A 21,318-nucleotide genomic window follows, 5' to 3' on the forward strand; every position below is an offset into this window, starting at 1 on the left:
ATCAAAACGTCAATGGCTTTTTAAAATAATTCTATTTTTTTATTAAAACGTATAATTGTAATATTTTTTTTATATGTACATATATATTAACAAATAATATTATCTTGGACTTTATTTTAATGTCTAAAAGGGGGATTTAATTTGTTTAAACAAAACACCGATGTTTTTTTAGTAAATGATCTTATAGGAAACAATTTAACAGATTTAATTGTTGAGGGAGATGTGTACGTACCAGATAATACACTAGGTATCGAAAAAATAATAAATACAACTGGAAAGGTAAAAATAGCTAATGTTTCTGCTCTTACAAACAAAGTAGCTGTATATGGGGATTTAAATTATACAATTATTTATCGTGGAAACAACGAAAACTCAACTACATCTGCACTAAATGGAAAGATAGATTTCATGGAAGAAATTCCAATGCAGGGTGTAACTGAGGAGATGTCAGTTTCAATAACTCCTTCAATAGACTACATAGATTCAAAAATAGTTTCGGACTATAAAGGTTTGATAAAAGCAGTGGTTAATATTGAAACAGAAGTAATCAATAATCATAACGTAAACTATATATCCAACATAGAATCAGATGGCTCCTTCCAAGCTAAAACTGATAATTTTACCTACACAGATGTAAGTGAATGCATAAGTTCCGAATTACCACTAAACGTTACTATGACATTAGAAGATAACATGAATGAGATTGAAGAAATATTAAAATTTGATGTTATGCCAATTATTACAGAAACTGATATTATGAATGAAAGAATGCTAATTGAAGGAATTTGCAAAGTTGGAATACTGTATAGCGAAAATGATGAAATGAAATCTCTAAATTATTTGGCTAAAGACTTTCCTTTTACACATTATGTAGAATTGAAAAATGCAAATGAGTTGATGAAAAACAGCGTAGCAGTATCAGTTACTGATATGAATTGCGAAATTGCAAAAGATGACAATGACGAAAATAAAATAACTAACTGTGAAATAAATATGGAATTTACAATTTGTTTGTACGAACCTGTTTACAATAATATGATTTCAGATGCATATTCAACAACTAATGAAATAAGCATTGATAAATCAAACATTTCAGTTAATTCGCTAGTCGACTTTTGTTGTATAAAAGATGATTTCGAGAAAACTTTTGATGTTGATGATGTAAGTATTAAAGATATTTACTATTATGACGCAGTAGCAAAAATATCAGAAAAAACAATTTATGATGATAATATGGTTGTCGATGGCTTTATTGATGTAAATGTGATATTTTTAGATGGAGATATCAACAAGGTAGATAGCACATCCACTTCTATACCATTTTCATCAAATGTTGATTTATCTAGTTATACAGACGTATCAGATGCTGAAAGTAAAATTACACTAACAGATGTAGGAGTATATAGAAAAGGTAGAAACACAATTGTATTTGAAGCAAAGATTGTTAATGATGTTAAAGTTAAAAACAATAAAAATGTTAGTATTATAAGCAATATTGTTGAAGGAGATAAACTAAACAAAAAAAATACTCCAAGTATTGTTTTTAGAGTAGTTCAGCCAAACGAATGCTTATGGGATATAGCTAAAAACTATAATATTTCAATGAATTATTTATGTCAATCTAATAACTTAGATATAGATAGTGAATTAACCGTAGGGGAAAAAATAATAATAACTAAACAAATCTAATATAAATAAGCACACATTATGTGTGCTTATTTTTTAAAATTTTTGCTTCCTTATTTTCATATATTCTTTTATATTAATTGTTTTTCCATATAAAAGTACACCCATTTTGTATATTCTAGCTGATATAAGTCCTATCAATATTGTTGAACCAATTAATATAACAATTGATAGAATTACTCCATATACAGGTACATTACCCATCGTTATTCTTGCAAACATTGCCATAGGAGATGTAAATGGAATATATGAGCAAACTTTCATTACCATATTATCTACATTACCACTTACCATTGAATTCATAACCAATATAAACGCAACTACAAAAGTTAAAGTTATTGGCATAGTTGAAACATTTATATCTTCTGTTCTATTTGCTAAAGAGCCCAAAGCTCCAAATAGAAATGCGTAAATGAAAAATCCTAGTATAAAAAACAGTAATGAATACAGCAAATAATCTAAATTCATACTAAATATCATGTTAATAATTTCATTCTGTTGCCAGTATAAATAATTGATTTTGTAAAACACAAAGCTTGTTACAAATATAATTGCTAATTGTGATAAACCAGCAAACCCAGAACCAAATACTTTTCCAAAAATAAGATTTGTCGGTTTTGCAGATGTTATAAGCATTTCCATAGCCCTTGAACTTTTTTCAGTTGCTACACTTGTTGCAATCAAGTTACCATACATTATAATAGCAAAGTACAATATAAATATTATAATATAAGTATATAAAAAGCTTTGAGTTTGGTCCTTACCAACAGTTAAAACTTCACTACTAACATATGAAGAAAGTATACTCGATGCATCTTCCATTGATATTCCCTTTTGTTGCATAATATCAAGCTTTCTCTTCTGTTGAAGCGCACTATCTATCATCCCATAATTGGAATTACCCATCTTTTTGTCATTTACTATAAACGTATAGCTATTTACACCATCTATAATAATCGCACTTTTGTATATTTTATCTTTTACATCTTGTTTTATTTTCTCTACATCTTCTTTTATAGGAACTATATTATATCCCTGTAAATATTTCATAAGAAATATCACAGTAGTTTGTGGATCATCACTTATTGTATCCATTAAAGCAATTGTTTCCTTTTCAGCTTCACTATCTTCTATATTTTCTCCTACATTTTCCTCAATACTGCTATCATTATTATCAAACAATTCCATTATTCTAGGAAATGATAAAACAATAGCTATAAGCAAGGCTGCTACTATTGTAATACTAATAAAAATTTTATTTTTGTAAAAATTCATTAATTCAAATTTAAAAACAGTTGACAATTGTCTCATAGTCTATCCTCCGTATACTCAACAAATATATCATTTAGTGATGGCTCATAAACACTAAAGCTATCTATATCAAAGTTATTTTCGCCTAATACCGTCATTAGTTTATTTTTATCTACTGCATTTTTAAGCTCAATCCTAAGCATTTGTTTTTCAATTGTTGAATTAATAACTATTTCTCTCAACTTTTCGTCAGTAAATAATTTAATTTTATCAACTTGAGAACTAGAGATTAAAATTTTATTTCTATCATATGATTTTTTTATATTCTTAATTAATCCATCTCTAACAATTTTACCACCGTTTAATATTGCTATATTATCACAAAACTCTTCAACATAACTCATTTGATGACTTGAAAAAATTAAAACTTTTCCATCATTTATTAAATCCTTGACCATATCCTTTAGAAGCATCGCATTTACAGGATCTAAACCAGAAAACGGTTCATCCAATATTACTATATCAGGATTACAAGCAAGAGTTGCTACAAGCTGTATTTTTTGCTGATTACCTTTTGATAAAGTATCTAGCTTTTTATTAGCATATTCAGTCATTTGAAGCTTCTCTAACAATCTGGTAGCAGATTCTTTAGCTTCATTCTTACTTAACCCTCTTAATTGTGATAAATATAGTATTTGTTCCATAACTATTTTTTTGGGATATAATCCTCTTTCTTCAGGAAGATAACCAATTCTTACTTTTTGTCTATTTATCGGCTTACCATCTAAAAGAATTTTTCCACTATCAGAATTAAACACACCCATTATAATTCTTATAGTAGTTGTTTTACCTGCTCCATTTCTTCCTAACAATCCTATAGCTTTACCACTTTCTGCTTCGAATGTTATACCATCTAGCACTTTTTTATTAGTAAAACTTTTATAGATATTATCTATACGTACCCTCATATTTTCTCCTTATAATTTCTATGATTTGACACAATTAAAGGCATACACATATATGCCTTTTAACTACATACCACTTGGTACATCTGAAAACTTTGTAAATCTATCTATAAATACTAAATCTACAGTTCCGACTGGACCATTTCTATGTTTTGCGAGAATTACTTCGGCTATACCCTTCTTTTCAGATTCATCTTTATAATAATACTCATCTCTATAAAGCATCATAACTATATCCGCATCCTGCTCTATTGCACCTGACTCTCTCAAATCAGAAAGAAGTGGCCTATGATCAGGTCTTTGCTCTGGAGCTCTTGACAACTGTGAAAGCGCAACAACAGGACAATTAAGCTCTCTTGCCATTTGTTTTAATCCTCTAGAAATACTTGAAATTTCTTGTTGTCTACTTTCTGCTTTCCCTCCATAAGACATAAGTTGCAGGTAGTCTATGACAACCATATCAAGCCCTTTATCTATTTTAAGTCTCCTACACTTAGACATTAAGTCAAATAAAGTAATAGAAGCTGTATCATCAATATACATACTGACTTCTGCAATATCATTCATGACATTTGCAAGTTTCATCCAGTCTTCATCATCTAATGTACCTGATCTAAGCTTATTGCTTTCAACTAGAGATTCCATACTTATAAGTCTTTGAATATACTGCTCCTTAGACATCTCCAAACTAAATAACGCTACCGAAGAACCACTTTTAGCAGCATTCATTGCAATATTTAAAGCAAGTGATGTTTTTCCCATTGCTGGACGTGCTGCAAGTAGGATTAAGTCCGAGCGTTGAAATCCTGCAGTCATCCTGTTCAATTCCTTGAAACCTGTATCTACACCAGTCAAGCTATCTTTCATTTTTGCTTTTTCTTCTAATTGATTAAATACAGTAATTAAAACATCTCTAACCATACTAAAATCATTTGAACTTCGATTTTGAGATAAGGAAAATATCCTTGATTCTGCGAGGTCAATAAGATTTTGCACCTCATCACTTTCTTTATAACCCTTTTCAATAATTTCATTAGAAACACTTATCAATTTTCTTAATACAGATTTTTCTTTTATTATATTTATATAAGCTGTTACATTTTTTGATGTAATAATGTTTTCTGTTAAGCCTGCAAGATACTCTAAACCTCCAACTTGGTCAATTTTGCCACGTTTTTTCAGTTCATCACTAACGGTAATCATATCTATTGGTACTTCTAATTGATATATAGTTCGTATTGCATCATATATTTCACTATTAGCTTCATAATAAAAATCTTCTGATGCTAATAAATTTAAAGTTTTTTCTACGGCCTTACCGTCTATCATCAAAGCCCCTAAAACTGTCTGTTCAGCTTCTAGACTATGAGGCGGTACCTTGCCAAAGTTAAGAATATCAGACAACTTAGCACTTCCTTTTTATTTATCAGTTACTATAATGTTTATTTTTGCTGTTACTTTTGAATGCAATTTAGCACTTACAACATAATTTCCTAATGCTTTTATATTACCATTTAATTCTAATTTTCTTTTATCTATATCAACACCATGGTTTTCTTTTAATATCTCAGCAATTTCTTTTGTTGTAATAGAACCAAACAATTTGCCATTTTCACCACATTTAGTTTTAACAACTATTGTTATTGCAGTTAATTTTTCTTCTATTTTTTTTGCTTCATTTAATACTTCTAATTCTTTCTGTTCTTGTAATTTTTTTTGATTTTCTAACACTTTCATATTTCCAGCTGTAGCTTCAATTGCTAATTTTTTAGGGAATAAATAATTTCTTGCATAGCCTTCCTTAGCATTGATAACATCACCTTTTTTACCTAAAGTTTTTTCATCTTTTAATAATATTACTTTCATTCTTCTTTACCGTCCTCTTTATATTGTTTTATTGCTTCATATAATTTTTCTTTAGCTTCATTTATACTACTTGTTTTAACTTGTGCTCCAGCCATTGTAAGGTGTCCACCGCCACCTAGCAATTCAAGTATAAGCTGTACGCTTATCTGTCCCATAGACCTACCACTTATATGGATATAATCTACATGTTTAACCAAAACAAAGCTTGCCTTTACATTCCTTACTGTTAATAATTCATCAGCAGCTTTTGCAGCCATAACATTATTCTCTTCTTCTTCATCATCAATATATGATATTGCAACATCGCCAAATTTCATTTCTGCTCTATCAACTATCTCAGTCTTTTTCTTCATTACATCTAAGCTTTCACTAAATAAATCCTTAACCTCAATAGTATCCGCACCATTTCTACGTAAGAATGATGCTGCCTCAAAAGTTCTTACTCCAGTTTTAAAAATAAATGAATTTGTATCCACAACTATACCAGCAAGCAACGCATCTGCTTCAAATTTTGTTATCTTAATATGGTCATCCATATATTGTATCAACTCTGAAACTAATTCACAAGTTGAAGATGCATATGGCTCAATATAGTCTAATACTGCATTTTCTATATATTCTTCACTACGTCTATGATGATCTATTAGCACAACTTTATCAACTTCCTCAAGAACTTCAGGAGCTTCTGTAAAGCTACCCTTACTTGTATCTAAAACAACACAAACCGTTTCAGAATCAATAAGTTTAATTGCTTGCTCAGTAGTTACCAAAGCTTCTATATAGCTAGCATCTTCTTTTTCCATTCTTTCACAAAGATTTTTAAGCGCATAATTTACATTATTCAATACAATATAAGCTTTTTTACCTCTTGATTTTGCTATACTATATAAACCTATTGATGAACCTAAACTATCCATATCACCAATTTTATGTCCCATTATTATTACATTGGAACTTTGGTCTATTATTTGTCTCAAAGCAAATGATATAACTCTAGCCTTAACTTTTGTTCTTTTTTCAACTGCTTTGCTTTTACCACCATAAAATTTAACTGAATTAATTTTTTTGACTACAGCTTGATCTCCACCTCTACCTAAAGCAATGTCAAGTGCACCTTTTGAACATTCCAATAATTGTCCTATAGTTTTAGCATATGCACCAACACCTATACTCAGTGTATAATAAAACTCTCCAGAACTTTTTATTTCTTTTACTTCCTCTAACAAAGAAAATTTCTTGTTTTCTAATGACTCTAAAAATTGATTTTCTATAACCATCAAGAATCTGTATGCATTATATTTCAATACAAATCCATTCATCTCAGTAGCATACTTATTGAGAATTTTTTCTATTTCTGCAACCATAGATGCTCTAATTAATTTATCCATTTTTTCAGACATTTCATCAAAATTATCTATCTGAATTATCATGGCAATAGGTCTTTCGTCATTATACTTATTCTTTAAAGTTTTGAATGAAGTATTATCAACCCAGTATAGTATGTACTCAGCATTGTCAGAAAACTGACCTTCTGATAATTTGCTGTATAAAACATTATAGCATTTTTGATCACTGTTAATAATTATTTCAAGATTATTTAAAACACCTTGATTATTATCTTGCAAACTTTTTATTGAAAAACTAGGAGCTATATCTTCTAGCTTTTCAAAATTATCCATATCTAATATTACTTCTCTAAATTTTAAATTATACCAACATACCTTTCCTTCATCATCTATTATAAGAGCTGGCATCGGAAAATTAAAAATTGAACTTACAGATAGATTTTCTAAATTATTTGTAAAATCAATAACATAATTTTTTAAATTCTTTTGTCTTCTATTATGCTTTCCTAACGTTGCTACAAGAATTATTATTATAGTTATAATCGAAAGCAAAGCTATAGTATATAGCTTATTAAGTACAAAAATTACTGAAAAAATAAAAAGAATAACTAAAAAAAGATAATTGTCGTCCTTTAAAAATTCAGGCAATTTAAATTCCTTCATTATTTGACACCTCCGAATTTATCTTAACTTTCTAAAATTTCTTAAATCTATAGCCATATCTAGCACTCCTAGTAATATTACTGCACTTGCTATAACAGGGTTAAAAACCACAAACAAGAATATTAATACTCTGAAAACTGGTTTTGTTTTATATTTTATAAATAAAAATTTTATTACACCTAAACCTTGCACTAAAAAAGCAAAGCATCCAACCATAAAAATGTTAAGTAATATAACATCACCGTTCGAGAATCCAAGCTGCGTAAACATCAATGATAATAATATCATAACTACAAATCCTAAAATAAAACCCTTAGGCAATCTAAAAAATGCTAAGTCTTTTAAAGGTGTTAATTCAACTTTCAATTTTCTTCCTACTAGTTGTGCAATCATATAATTAGCAACAGCCATCAAAACTGATGTTAATATTAGCATAACCGGAACTAACCTTGTTAATAGATGAATGGCATTATCCATCATTGTATTAATATTTTGTAAATTTGAATTAAAAGCTTCACTCTTTCCAAATAAATCTTTGCTCAAGTCAAAAGATTCTCTTATTAATGATGTTATCTCATCAGTAAATTCTACTCCCATAAACATCTCTAGTCCCTGTACTATAAATATTAATGATATTAACATTACTATAGCTCCAACAATGATAACACTTGTTGGCTTTTTCTCTTTACATATCATATAACTCATTGCTATTGCTATAGGAGTATACATAAACAAATATATAAATCCCATTTGAATACCTATAAGCATAGATATAATTATTGATGCAGATATCAACGATAATGCTGAATATTTAAAACCTCTTCTTTTTGCTAGCAATATACCTGGTACTGGAAACAAAAAATCTATCAATGGAAATATATAAAATGAAATCATTGATAGTATAACTAAAAGTCCACTTACCATTGCCGCTTCTGTCAATCCAGAAGTGTTTACTTTTTTGCTCATTATTTTACCTCGCGTCTATATCAAATTTTACATTGATATTATATTTTACCCCATTTTTATACTAAAGTCAAAACAAAAACTTATAGTTCCAGTGGTAAAGAATAAATTTCATTAAACTAAACTATTTTCAAATAATAATTTTTTAGTCTATCCACAATTACTGTAATTTTATTAAAGTTATCCGCATCTATATGGCATAAAAAAACATCAACACTGGAATCTGAAACTAAAACAAATGTATACTTTACTCACCCGTATTTTTCCTTCAAAAAAAGGACTAATGAACGTCATAACAGACTGATACGTAGATTTCAAAAGGGAAACGAATGACCGATTACAGTACCCATGACATCGCTTTTATCAAGGAATGGATAAATACACTTCCTAGAAAAATACTTGGGTACAAAACACCAGAGGAGCTAAAGATTTTATAGATCAATGTCTGTTTTATCACTGGGTAAGCGATTGATCTTACAAAAATATTGATAAAATTTTTCTGCAACTTCCTTATTTTTTGATTTGCACATTGATTCCTTTATATCGAAAAGTATTCGTTGTATGATTTTATTAGAAAAGTATTTGAACACAATATTGCCCCAGCGCTGTGTTTGATTATCTTCCTTTATATAAGGCCAGAATAACAAACTTTCTTCATTGCTCAGTGCAATTCTATAATACTGATGGCTTTCAATTATTTAGTTTTTGCATAATTCACCAAAGAAATCATCTTTAACCATAAAAGCACCTATAATGCGTCGGTTTTTCTCCAACGTTTCTTTTGTGCATTCAGTAAGTAAACATAAAGAGTTTGGTTTTAATCGTTTGGGTAGGCGAGGTTTTCCTTTTGAATATCCACTGAAATAATGACCAATGGATAATTTCCAAGAAGAAAACACACTATTTTTTTGATCTGTTTCTATATTAAAGACTGCTTGTGAATTTGGTATAACTTTCAAATTATGTATTCGCTGTATACGTTCGCGTTCCTCTTTAATCACCCGTTTCTTAGCATCTTCAGTTTTCTTTTTTATAATTAGCATATTATGAATTTCACGTTGTATTGTACCATCTTTTAATGTCAAATAGTCTGAAAATGCATCTGGAAATAAAAATCTCTTTTCTCCTTGGGGAAAGCAGATTGTAATTATGTTAGTGGACATGTTTGTAACAATACCATTACCGAATGATTTATGTCGGATTGCTTTTCCAATCAATTGCATTTTGATGCTCCTTTCAAAATTAGTAAAGAGCTCATCAAGTCTTTACATACAAAAATACGACAATCTAAGCTCTTTAATCTAACAATATGAAATTTATTGTAATTCTTCTGTGGTTTCTGGGCTTTCCACGACAGCCTGTTTGGTTTCGCTAACTCTTAAAACTATGCTATCTGTATCTACTTGCAAATCTACATTTTCGTTTTTAAATTCAGGAATATCCCCTACTGTTATGATACTTCCAACCAATAAGCCGTCTAAATCTACAGATACAGTATCTATCATGTCATTTGGAAGAGCTGCATAAGGTATTTCTAATAACATTTTTTCCAAAATTCCTTTTACTTTATCTGTGTTTTTTAAAATAATATGAGTGATACTGTTAACTTTTTGATCGGCTTTTAGGGCTTGAAAGCTAATGTGTATAATTTCTTCACGTAATAAATCATCTGTTTTATCTTTGATTTGAACAGGAATTATCTGTTCATCAAGCTTGAGTTTAATTTTGCTTCCCTCTCGGTTATTACGGAAAAGTTTATTTGCCGTAATCTGATCCATTTGAATAGAAATCGCCTCTGGCAGTGATCCTCCATAGACACAACATGGTAAAATGCCAGAACGTCTTAGTTGTTTTGCTTTTGCTTTTTCATTTCGTTTTTCCACTGTAATAATATCCATTTTTATCCTCCAAGATTTTTATATTTATATTCTATAATGCAGACAATTGCTCAATATAGCTTAGTTATGTATTATGTAACTGTTGTTAGTATTTGATTGTTGACACAGAAAGTTGAATATGAATCAATAATAAAAAACAAGTTGAATATCAAACAATGTTTTAAAATATTGAAAAAATAAACTTTTAGTGTCTACTATATTGACATAAGCCCAAACTCAAACTTCGTAGAAAAAGATCTGCATATATTGTTATTGCATCGTATAACGTGTGTGATAACCATAACCAATTTCAAATATAATTTGTAAATTTTATTGTGCGAAATTTAAGTTATATAAAAAAAGTTATATAAAAAAAGAAGCGACTTTTCATGCTCTTACTTTGAAGTAAAATACCAAAAGCCCTTCTTTGCAGACGGTTCTTTTATATTAATTTTTATATAATGTTTTAAACTTGAAAATTGATTCTGCATTGTATAAAAATTTTAAAAACAGAATCTAATAATGTAATATTAATATTTTTTGACACACGTATATTTCATACGTTATTAAATATAATATCACAAAGGCAGGGATAAATCAAGTATAGTTTCCTTTTGGTAGCGGCAAAGAATAAATTTCACAAAATTAAACTATTTCCAAATAAAAATCTTTTTTATTTTGTCCACAATTACTGATTTTAAGAAAATTATCCACATCTGTATGACATGAAAACCCATCCGTTCAAATTTTGTGGATATTAATATTCATATATGATAAATATTTATTCTTTAAAGCTGTTATAGTTATACTTCATATTGAGTAAAAATATGTTTAATTATATTTTTATTTACATATTACCTTATATATCTTATACTTTACCTATATAATATAAAGGAAGGGAAATTTCAAATGAAAAATATTTTTAAAAATTTAACATGTCTAATATTGATATTTACAATTATTTTATGTCCAATTTCACATATATACGCTGATGAAGTAAACTATGATAATTTAGATACAAACATTGAGTTCTTTAAAGCTGTTTCCGAATTCGTTAATACATATTATCAATATGATATTCCACAAGAAGAAGTAATTCACGCTTTGTACCAAGGTTTTTTTGATTTATTATATGATAAATCTGATAAAGAAGCCAATTTAGATATTGATAACTTTAATTTACAAGTAGAAATTTTAAAAAGAACAATTAAAAACTCACTAGTAGACGCTAATATATCTATAAATGAAGAAGAAATTACAAAATGCTTATATAAAAGTTTATTTAATGTATTAGATAAATATAGTGAATATTTTACAAAAGATGAGTATGAACAGTTTTCAAGCACTATTGCTGGAGAATTTGGTGGAATAGGTGTTTCCATATCATATAAAAACAGTAATGTTGTAGTTAACTATGCTTTGCCAAATTCACCTTCATTAAAAGCTGGTATTTTACCAAACGATATTATAATTTCAGTTGATGAAAAAAATGTTGAAGGATTAGGTCTAAACGATGTAACAAATCTCATAAAAGGTAATATAGGTACCTCTGTCAATATAGGTATACTTAGAAATGGTCAAAAACTAAATTTTGATTTAACAAGAGAGCTCGTTGAAGTAAGCTCTGTTGAAGCAAAAATAGTAAACGATAATCTTGGTTACATACATATATTAGAATTTAATGAAAATACAACTGAGCAATTAAAAGCACAACTTGAAACTTTCGACAAAAGTGATATCAAAAAAATCATTTTAGATGTAAGGAATAACCCTGGTGGAAGCTTACAAACAGTCCTAGATATATTAAACTTATTTGTTGCCAAAGGACCATTATTGTATGTGGACTATTCAACAGAAGGGGAAATTTGCTATAGTAGTAACCTGGAAACACCTAAATATGAAGTATGTGTTTTAGTTAATCAAAATAGTGCTAGTGCTTCCGAAATATTTGCTGGTGCAATTCAAGATAGAAACGTTGGAAAAATAATAGGAACAACAACTTATGGAAAAGGTGTTGTTCAATCATTGTTTGCTCTTAAAAACGAAGCTGCTATTAAGCTTACAACCGCAGAATATTTTACGCCTAATAAAAACAAGGTACAGGGTATAGGCATAACACCTGATATATATGTAGAGCTAAAAAGTAATATAGATTTTTCAAACTATCCTAAACTAAAAAAAGAAAGAAAAGCTAAATTAGATGATATTGGGTTAGATGTATTAGGTTCAGAAATGATTTTAGAAACTTTAGGTTATAATGTTAATAAGCCTGATGGTGTTTTTGACAAAACAACCTTTGATGCCATAAAAGAATTTCAAAAAAATAATAATCTGTATGCCTATGGTGTTTTAGATTATTCAACTCAAGATTGTTTAACTAATTCACTTATAGCATTTTCTCAAAATAATGAAATAGATACTCAGCTTGCAAAAGCAATAGAAATAATGAAATAGGGTTTTTAACGAAGTAGTTTGCTGTATTTACAAGATATTGTTCGTATATATACGAACAATATCTTTTGTTTTTTAAATATTTATAATAAAAACTATTGACAATGTTTTTCTCTTTTGTTATGATAAAAGCATAAAATAAATGTTTAAATATAATCTCTTGTATATGGTGAGAGAGTTTCTACCGAGCACCTTAAATCGACTATTTAAACGAAATTATACTTAATTATTTTTGTTCCCATTATATAATAGTTGATTTCCCTCGGTAAACGAACATTTATCAAAAAATAATAGTTTTATGGAGGATTTTTTTATGTCTAAAATTGAAGAAACATCAACTCTTGACAGAATATTTAAGCTTAAAGAAAATAACACTACTGTTAAAACTGAGATTTTAGCTGGTATAACTACTTTTATGACAATGGCTTACATATTGGCAGTTAACCCAAATATTTTAGCAGCAGCACACATGGATAAAGGAGCTGTTTTGATAGCAACTGCTTTAGCTTCATTTATTGGTACAATATTAATGGCAGTTTTGTCAAACTACCCTTTTGCTTTAGCTCCAGGTATGGGACTTAATGCTTACTTTGCATTTACTGTTTGCGGTACTATGGGTTACTCTTGGCAAATAGCATTGCTTGCAGTATTTGTAGAAGGTATAATATTTATTATATTATCTCTAACAAATGTTCGCGAAGCTATATTTAATGCTATCCCACTTACTCTTAAATCAGCAGTTAGTGTTGGTATTGGTCTATTTATAGCATTTATAGGATTACAAAACGCAAAAATAGTTGTAAATCATAATGAAACATTAGTAACAATTCAAACATTTAGTGGCGAATTATTCAACTCAGTAGGCGTTGGTGCAATACTTGCATTGGTTGGAGTTATTATAACTGCAATTTTAATAATTAAAAATGTAAAGGGCGGAATTTTATTAGGAATTCTATCAACTTGGGTATTAGGTATTATTTGTGAATTATTAGGTTTTTATATACCAAATGTTGATGCTGGAATGTTCTCTGTTATACCTAGTAAAATAATTAGTTTCGACTTTTCTGCATTAGGCAATACATTTGGTCAATTTTTCAAAGCAGATTTTTCTGCAATTAAGGTTATAGATTTTATCGTTATAATGTTCGCATTCTTATTTGTTGACTTATTTGATACATTAGGTACACTTATAGGTGTTTCTTCAAAAGCAAATATGTTGGACAAAGATGGTAAATTACCTAGAATTAAAGGCGCATTACTTGCTGACTCAATAGCAACAAGTGCAGGTGCTATTCTTGGTACATCAACAACAACTACATATGTCGAGAGTGCTTCAGGTGTTACAGCTGGTGGTAGAACTGGCTTAACAGGTATTGTTACAGCAATATTATTCTTACTAGCAACAATATTTTCGCCATTATTCTTGACTATACCTTCATTTGCAACAGCTCCTGCATTGATAATCGTAGGATTCTATATGTTAGGTAATGTTTCTAAAATTGATTTCAATGATATGACTGATGCTATACCAGCATTCTTATGTATCATTGCAATGCCTTTAACATACAGTATTTCAGAAGGTATCTCAATTGGAGTTATCTCTTGGACATTAATTAACTTAATAACAGGAAAAGCAAAAGAGAAGAAAATAAGTATATTAATGTATGTTTTATCAATATTGTTCGTATTGAAATACATATTCTTATAAAATTAGGTGATAGTAAAAGTCTGAGAAATCAGACTTTTACTATTTTTAATATTTTCGAAAACTTTAAAAAAATAATTAAGCATAGAATTTAAAATTTTATTTTTAATTATTTTTTTAAAACTAAATAAGAAAGGATTAAAAAATGAGCTTAACTGTAAAAAGAGTTTTTGTAGAAAAGAAAATAGGCTTTGACGTAGAAGCAAAAAATTTACTAATTAATTTAACACAAAATCTAAACCTAAACAATATAGAAAATTTGAGGATCCTTAATAGATATGATGTTGCTGATATTTCAGAATATGATTTCAATAAATCAATAGTTTCAGTTTTATCTGAACCTAATCAAGATATTGTTTATATACAAGACGAAATTTGTTTGAACAAAGATGAAAAAATGTTTGCTGTAGAATTTTTGCCAGGTCAATATGATCAACGTGCTGACTCTGCTGCTGAATGTATAAAGATTTTAACTAGCAAAGAAACAATAGTTAAATGTGCTAAAGTTTTAATTTTTAAAGGCAATATGACACAAGCCGATTTAGACAGAATAAAAAAATATTATATAAACCCTGTGGATTCTAGAGAAGCAAGTACAATTAAACCAAACACATTAAATACTAATTACAATGATGCACAAGATGTTATGCGTGTAGATGGTTTTACTAATTTTTCAGATTTACAACTTGATGAATATATAAAATCACAAGGATTTGCAATGAGTTTAGAAGATATTAAACTTTGCAGAGAATATTTTAAAACCGATGAAAAGAGAAATCCAAGTATCACAGAACTTAAAGTTATAGATACATATTGGTCTGATCATTGTAGACACACTACTTTTTCTACAAAACTTGAAAATATTGAGTTTGAGAATAATAATATTACTAAAGAAATACAAAATACTTTTGAAATTTATAAATCTAGTAGAAAATTTGTTTATGAAAACAGAGATAAAGATATTTGTCTTATGGATTTAGCTACTATTGCTGCAAAGGAACTTAGAAAATCAGGACTTTTAAATGACTTAGAGGTTTCAGATGAAATAAACGCTTGTAGCATAATAGTAGATGCAAAGATTGATGGAAAATCAGAAGAATGGCTAGTAATGTTTAAAAATGAAACTCACAACCATCCTACTGAAATCGAACCATTTGGTGGAGCTGCAACATGTCTTGGTGGAGCAATTAGAGATCCATTATCAGGTAGGTCTTATGTTTACCAAGCTATGAGAATTACTGGATGTGCTGATCCTAGACAAAAATTTGAAGATACATTAAAAGGAAAACTTCCTCAAAGAAAAATTTCTACTGAAGCGGCAAATGGCTATAGTTCATATGGAAATCAAATAGGTCTTGCTACTGGAAAAGTTGTAGAAATATATGATAACGATTATGTAGCAAAAAGAATGGAGATTGGTGCTGTTATAGCAGCTACTCCACGTCATAACGTAAAAAGAGAAGAACCTATCACAGGAGATGTTATAATACTTCTTGGTGGAAGAACAGGCCGTGACGGCTGTGGTGGCGCAACTGGTTCATCAAAAGAACATACAGAAGAATCAATATTACTTTGTGGTTCTGAAGTACAAAAAGGAAATGCCCCTACTGAAAGAAAAATACAAAGATTATTTAGAAATGCAGAAGTAAGCAAGTTAATCAAAAGATGCAACGACTTTGGAGCTGGTGGTGTTTCTGTTGCTATTGGTGAGTTGGCAGATGGATTGGAAATAAATTTAGATAAAGTAACAAAAAAATATAATGGTCTTGATGGAACTGAACTTGCAATTTCAGAATCTCAGGAAAGAATGGCTGTTGTAATAGACAAAAATGACGCTGATAGATTTATAAATTATGCACACAAAGAAAATCTTGAAGCAAATATAGTTGCTGTTGTTACAGAAGACAGAAGACTAAAAATGTCTTGGAGAGACGATATAATACTTGATATTAGTAGAGATTTCTTAGACACAAATGGTGCTAAGCAAAAAACTAACGTATTAGTCAAAGCAGTAGATGTATCAAATTTCGAATCAAATAAAATTAAATCATTAAAGGCTGATAATTTAAGAGATGCATGGATTGAAAATCTACACGATTTAAATGTTTGTTGTCAAAAAGGTTTATCTGAAAAATTCGACTCTACTATTGGAGCAGCTACTATAATAATGCCTTTTGGAGGTAGAACTCAAATGTCGCCTGCAGAAGGTATGGTTGCTAAGCTACCAGTTTTGAGTGGAAATACAGATACTTGTACAATTATGACACATGGTTTTGATCCAAAATTATCAAAATTAAGCCCTTACCATGGTGCCTTATATGCTGTTTTACACTCTGTTGCAAAAATAGTTGCAATAGGTGGTGATTATACTAAGATACGATTAACTTTACAAGAATACTTTGAAAAATTACACAATGATGCTGAAAAATGGGGTAAACCATTTGCTGCACTTCTAGGAGCATTTAAAACACAGCATGAACTTCAAATACCTGCAATTGGTGGAAAAGATAGTATGTCAGGAACATTTAATGACAAAAATGTACCACCTACACTTGTAAGTTTTGCAGTTTGTACATCTACAATTGACCATATTGTTTCTTCAGAGTTTAAAAAAACAAACAGTAAAGTTATTTTAATAAAAATTAAAAAGGATGAAAACTACATACCTGATTTTGAGGATGTGAAAAATAAATATACAAAAATTCATGAATTAATAAAAGACAACAAAGTTTTAAGTTCTCATACTGTTGGATATGGCGGAGTAGCAGAAGCAATAAGTAAAATGTCCTTTGGTAACAAAATTGGATTTACTACGATTAAAAATACAATTTTTGATTCTAATTTATACTTTGCACCTAAATATGGGGATATAATTCTTGAAGTTGAAAACATAAATGATATTGATATACCTTTTATATTATTAGGTGAAACAATTTCTCAAAAGAAAATATCTATTAACAATTCTTATAACATTAGAATTGATGAAATGTTAAATGAATGGATAAAACCACTTAATAAAATTTATCCAGTGAAAATTGATGTTGAAGGAAAAATTAAAGATTATCAATATACCGCTGGAAACAAGGTTAAAAGCAATTTAAATATTACAAAACCTAGAGTATTTATACCTGTCTTTCCGGGAACAAACTGTGAATATGATACTAAAAAAGCATTTGAAAGAGCTGGAGCTATTGCAAATACATTTGTATTTAACAATTTAACTCCTAATGATGTTGAGTATTCTATAAAAGAAATGGCAAAATTAATAAATGAATCACAAATAGTTGCTTTCCCAGGTGGATTTAGCGCTGGTGATGAACCTGATGGTTCTGGTAAATTTATAGCTACAACATTTAGAAATCCATACCTTAGTGATGCCATAATGAATTTGCTTAAAAATAGAGATGGATTAATGATTGGTATTTGTAATGGTTTTCAAGCATTAATTAAGCTTGGCTTAGTGCCATATGGAGAAATAAAAGAAACTGAAGAAAATGATCCTACTCTTACTTATAATACAATTGGAAGACACGTTTCAACTTTTGCAATGACTAAAGTTGTTTCAAATTTATCTCCTTGGTTCAACGGCTGTAGTGTTTCAGATGTACACAACCTACCGCTATCACATGGAGAAGGTCGATTTGTAGCTAACAAAGAGTGGATTGAAAAGCTTAAAGCAAATGGTCAAATTGCTACACAATATGTTGATAAGGATTACAATCCAACATATGACGGTTTATTTAACCCAAATGGCTCTGTTGAAGCAGTAGAAGGAATTACAAGTCCAGAAGGCAGAGTTCTTGGAAAAATGGGTCACTCTGAAAGAAGAGATGTAGACACTTATATAAATATACCAGGTAACAAAGACCAAAAACTTTTTGAATCAGGTGTAAAATATTTTAAATAATGGAGGTATAATCAATGAAAGTTGCAATTGTTATGGGTAGTGATTCTGATTTTCCTGTTATAGAAAAAGGAATCGAAATACTTAAAAGATTTAATGTAGACTATGAAGTTAGAGTAATATCTGCTCACAGAACACCAGATATTGCAGTTGATTTTGCAAAAAAGGCAGCGAAAAATGGATTTGAAGTAATTATTGCAGTAGCAGGAAAAGCAGCACATTTAGGTGGAGTAATTGCAGGATGTAGTTGCTTACCAGTTATAGGAGTTCCTGTTAAAGCCTCGGCACTTGAAGGTATGGATGCTCTATTATCAATAGTTCAAATGCCTCCAGGAGTTCCGGTAGCTACTGTAGCTATAAATGCTGGAGACAATGCAGCAATACTTGCTATCCAAATACTAAGTGTTAAATATGAAGAATTAAGAAAACAATTTTATATATACAAAGAAGAAATGGCACAAAAAGTTATCACCGCAGATAAAAATTTACAAGAGAAATTAAAATAATTTATTGGAGGACTTTAAAATGCAAAAATTAGAACAATTATATGAAGGAAAAGCAAAAAAGGTATTTAAAACAGATAATGAAAAAGAATACATTGTAGAATATAAGGATGACGCTACTGCATTTAACGGTGTAAAAAAAGGAACTATTGTTGGAAAAGGTGTTGTAAATAACAAAATGACAGCAGCAATTTTTACTATGTTAGAAAAACAAGGTATACCAACACATCAAGTTAAGTTATTAAATGATAGAGAATGTTTAGTTAAGGCAGTTAAAATACTTCCTCTTGAAGTTATTGTAAGAAATATAGCTGCTGGTTCTTTAGCAACAAGACTTGGTCTTGAAGAAGGTGTTGTTTTAAAATCTACAGTATTAGAATTTTCATATAAAAACGATGATTTAGGCGATCCAATGGTAAATGATTATCATATAGCAGCAATGGAACTAGCTACACCTGAGCAATTAGATACTGTTAAAGAATATGCCTTAAAAATAAACACTATACTTCAAAAATTCTTTATTGAAAGAAATATTAAGCTTGTAGATTTCAAACTAGAGTTTGGTTTATATGATGGCAAAGTAATTTTAGCAGATGAAATTTCACCAGATACTTGTAGATTATGGGATAAAGATACTGACAAAAAATTAGATAAAGACAGATTTAGAAGAGATTTAGGTGGTGTAGAAGAAGTTTATAAAGAAGTATTAGAAAGAATAAATAAATAAATAGTGAGGGCTTAAATGTACGAATTATTAATGGACGACAAAATGCATGAAGAATGTGGTGTTATTGGTGTTTATACAAGCAAACCTGAGCTAACAACACAATTGGTTTATTATGGATTATTTGCTTTACAACATAGAGGTCAAGAAAGTGCTGGTATCGCAATTAGTACAGAGGAAAACCATATTGAACAGCATAAGGGAATGGGACTTGTATCTGAAATTTTTACCAATGATGTAGTTCACAGATTAAGTGGCAATGTAGCAATAGGCCATGTTAGATATTCAACAACTGGAACAAGCAAAATTGAAAATGCTCAACCACTTGTTGTAAATTATAAAAAAGGCTCATTTGCTCTTGCACACAATGGTAATTTAGTTAATGCAGATTCTTTAAAAGAAATACTGGAAGATGAAGGTGTTATATTCCAAACTACTACAGATACTGAAGTAGTAGCCAATATGATGGCTAGAAACTATAAAGGAAACATTGTTAAATCAATAAAAAATGTAATGGAAATTATTAAAGGCGCTTTTGCATTTACAATAATGGATGATAAATCTCTTATAGGTGTTAGAGACCATTTTGGTCTTAGACCTCTTTGTATAGGAAAAAGAGATGATGGCTATTTATTAGCATCTGAGAGTTGTGCAATTAGTGCAATGGGTGGCGAGTTTATCAGAGATGTAGAGCCTGGTGAAATTGTCGTTATAAATGAAAATGGTATTGAAAGCATAAAAAGCACTAAGTATGCTCAAAAAAAATCATGTATTTTTGAGTTTGTATACTTTGCAAGACCTGATAGTACAATTGATGGAATTAATGTATATCAAGCTCGTTTTAATGCTGGTAAACAACTTGCAAAAGAAGCCCCAGTAAAAGCAGATTTGGTTTTCTCTGTTCCTGATTCTGGTACTCCAGCAGCAATTGGATATGCTCAAGAATTAGGTATTCCATATGGTCTTGGACTTATAAAAAACAGATATGCTAAAAGAACCTTTATAGAGCCAAATCAGGAATTAAGAGAAGAAGGGGTTAAACTTAAACTCAGCGTGCTTAAAGAGTTAGTTAAAGATAAAGTTGTTGTAATAATTGATGATAGTATAGTTAGAGGTACTACAAGCAAGCAATTAGCTAAAATGGTCAGAGATGCGGGTGCCAAAGAAGTACATATGAGAATTGCATCTCCGCCTGTAACTCATTCATGCTTCTTTGGTATTAATACTCCTTTTAGAAATTATCTAATTGGAGCTACAAAATCATTAGAAGAAATGACTGAATTTATTCAAGCAGATAGTTTACAATTTTTAAGTATTGATGGATTAATCAAAGCAACTGGCAAGGAAAATGGTTTTTGCCTTGCATGCCTTAATGGTGATTATCCTATGGAAGTACCAAATTTCAAATAGCAGA

General features: G+C 29.5%; 15 protein-coding genes, 1 pseudogene and 1 riboswitch. Of the genes and pseudogenes, 8 read left to right on the forward strand and 8 right to left on the reverse strand.

Annotation, left to right across the window (positions count from 1 at the left end):
* Nucleotides 1–141: 141 nt before the first annotated feature.
* The gene (locus JYG23_RS09720) at nucleotides 142–1,689 is read left to right on the forward strand and encodes an SPOCS domain-containing protein (protein ID WP_207235483.1); all 1,548 of its coding nucleotides are present in this window, start codon (nucleotides 142–144) and stop codon (nucleotides 1,687–1,689) included.
* Between the two features lie 33 nt (nucleotides 1,690–1,722).
* Here the strand turns inward: JYG23_RS09720 and JYG23_RS09725 are convergent, their stop codons facing one another.
* The 6 genes from JYG23_RS09725 to JYG23_RS09750 form a co-directional block, all read right to left on the reverse strand.
* Nucleotides 1,723–2,997 (reverse strand): ABC transporter permease, encoded by a 1,275-nt coding sequence (locus JYG23_RS09725; protein ID WP_207235484.1) that lies wholly within the window; start codon nucleotides 2,995–2,997, stop codon nucleotides 1,723–1,725.
* Nucleotides 2,994–3,905 carry an ABC transporter ATP-binding protein gene (locus tag JYG23_RS09730; protein ID WP_207235485.1) on the reverse strand — a complete coding sequence of 304 codons (912 nt, stop codon included), beginning with the start codon at nucleotides 3,903–3,905 and terminating at the stop codon, nucleotides 2,994–2,996. The genes JYG23_RS09725 and JYG23_RS09730 overlap by 4 nt, the downstream gene beginning before the upstream one ends.
* Before the next feature lie 63 nt (nucleotides 3,906–3,968).
* Entirely contained in the window at nucleotides 3,969–5,297 is a 1,329-nt protein-coding gene (gene dnaB / locus JYG23_RS09735) for a replicative DNA helicase (RefSeq protein ID WP_207237998.1), read from the reverse strand.
* Nucleotides 5,298–5,321: 24 nt separating this feature from the next.
* A complete protein-coding gene (rplI, locus tag JYG23_RS09740) occupies nucleotides 5,322–5,768 on the reverse strand; it encodes a 50S ribosomal protein L9 (protein ID WP_207235486.1) in 447 nt (148 codons plus the stop codon).
* Nucleotides 5,765–7,777 carry a DHH family phosphoesterase gene (locus JYG23_RS09745; protein WP_207235487.1) on the reverse strand — a complete coding sequence of 671 codons (2,013 nt, stop codon included), beginning with the start codon at nucleotides 7,775–7,777 and terminating at the stop codon, nucleotides 5,765–5,767. Before JYG23_RS09745 ends, rplI begins: the two co-directional genes overlap by 4 nt.
* Before the next feature lie 18 nt (nucleotides 7,778–7,795).
* Entirely contained in the window at nucleotides 7,796–8,743 is a 948-nt protein-coding gene (locus tag JYG23_RS09750; protein WP_207235488.1) for a YybS family protein, read from the reverse strand.
* 237 nt (nucleotides 8,744–8,980) lie between these two features.
* Here JYG23_RS09750 and JYG23_RS09755 point away from each other — a divergent pair.
* Nucleotides 8,981–9,177: pseudogene (locus tag JYG23_RS09755) on the forward strand (IS30 family transposase); the annotation flags it as partial.
* A 261-nt stretch (nucleotides 9,178–9,438) separates the two neighbouring features.
* Here the strand turns inward: JYG23_RS09755 and JYG23_RS09760 are convergent.
* Together JYG23_RS09760 and JYG23_RS09765 are read right to left on the reverse strand one after the other, a co-directional pair.
* On the reverse strand, nucleotides 9,439–9,963 hold the full coding sequence (locus JYG23_RS09760; protein WP_207235489.1) for a hypothetical protein: 525 nt from the start codon (nucleotides 9,961–9,963) through the stop codon (nucleotides 9,439–9,441).
* Between the two features lie 93 nt (nucleotides 9,964–10,056).
* Entirely contained in the window at nucleotides 10,057–10,638 is a 582-nt protein-coding gene (locus JYG23_RS09765; protein ID WP_207235490.1) for a 50S ribosomal protein L25/general stress protein Ctc, read from the reverse strand.
* Between the two features lie 888 nt (nucleotides 10,639–11,526).
* On the opposite strand from JYG23_RS09765, the gene JYG23_RS09770 reads away from it, so the two are divergent.
* The 6 genes from JYG23_RS09770 (at nucleotide 11,527) to purF (ending at nucleotide 21,314) form a co-directional block, all read left to right on the forward strand.
* On the forward strand, nucleotides 11,527–13,071 hold the full coding sequence (locus JYG23_RS09770) for a S41 family peptidase (protein ID WP_207235491.1): 1,545 nt from the start codon (nucleotides 11,527–11,529) through the stop codon (nucleotides 13,069–13,071).
* A 125-nt stretch (nucleotides 13,072–13,196) separates the two neighbouring features.
* Nucleotides 13,197–13,293, forward strand: a riboswitch (purine riboswitch).
* A gap of 88 nt (nucleotides 13,294–13,381) precedes the next feature.
* Entirely contained in the window at nucleotides 13,382–14,776 is a 1,395-nt protein-coding gene (locus JYG23_RS09775) for an NCS2 family permease (protein WP_207235492.1), read from the forward strand.
* A gap of 142 nt (nucleotides 14,777–14,918) precedes the next feature.
* Nucleotides 14,919–18,680, forward strand: a complete 3,762-nt coding sequence (locus JYG23_RS09780) for a phosphoribosylformylglycinamidine synthase (protein WP_207235493.1) — start codon at nucleotides 14,919–14,921, stop codon at nucleotides 18,678–18,680.
* Between the two features lie 14 nt (nucleotides 18,681–18,694).
* Nucleotides 18,695–19,183, forward strand: coding sequence for a 5-(carboxyamino)imidazole ribonucleotide mutase (purE, locus tag JYG23_RS09785; protein WP_207235494.1), 489 nt, complete (start codon nucleotides 18,695–18,697; stop codon nucleotides 19,181–19,183).
* 19 nt (nucleotides 19,184–19,202) lie between these two features.
* Nucleotides 19,203–19,907 (forward strand): phosphoribosylaminoimidazolesuccinocarboxamide synthase, encoded by a 705-nt coding sequence (gene purC, locus JYG23_RS09790; RefSeq protein ID WP_207235495.1) that lies wholly within the window; start codon nucleotides 19,203–19,205, stop codon nucleotides 19,905–19,907.
* Between the two features lie 15 nt (nucleotides 19,908–19,922).
* Nucleotides 19,923–21,314, forward strand: a complete 1,392-nt coding sequence (gene purF, locus JYG23_RS09795) for an amidophosphoribosyltransferase (RefSeq protein WP_207235496.1) — start codon at nucleotides 19,923–19,925, stop codon at nucleotides 21,312–21,314.
* Nucleotides 21,315–21,318: the final 4 nt, after the last annotated feature.

The sequence above is a fragment of the Sedimentibacter sp. zth1 genome, from assembly GCF_017352195.1.
GTDB lineage: Bacteria > Bacillota > Clostridia > Tissierellales > Sedimentibacteraceae > UBA1535.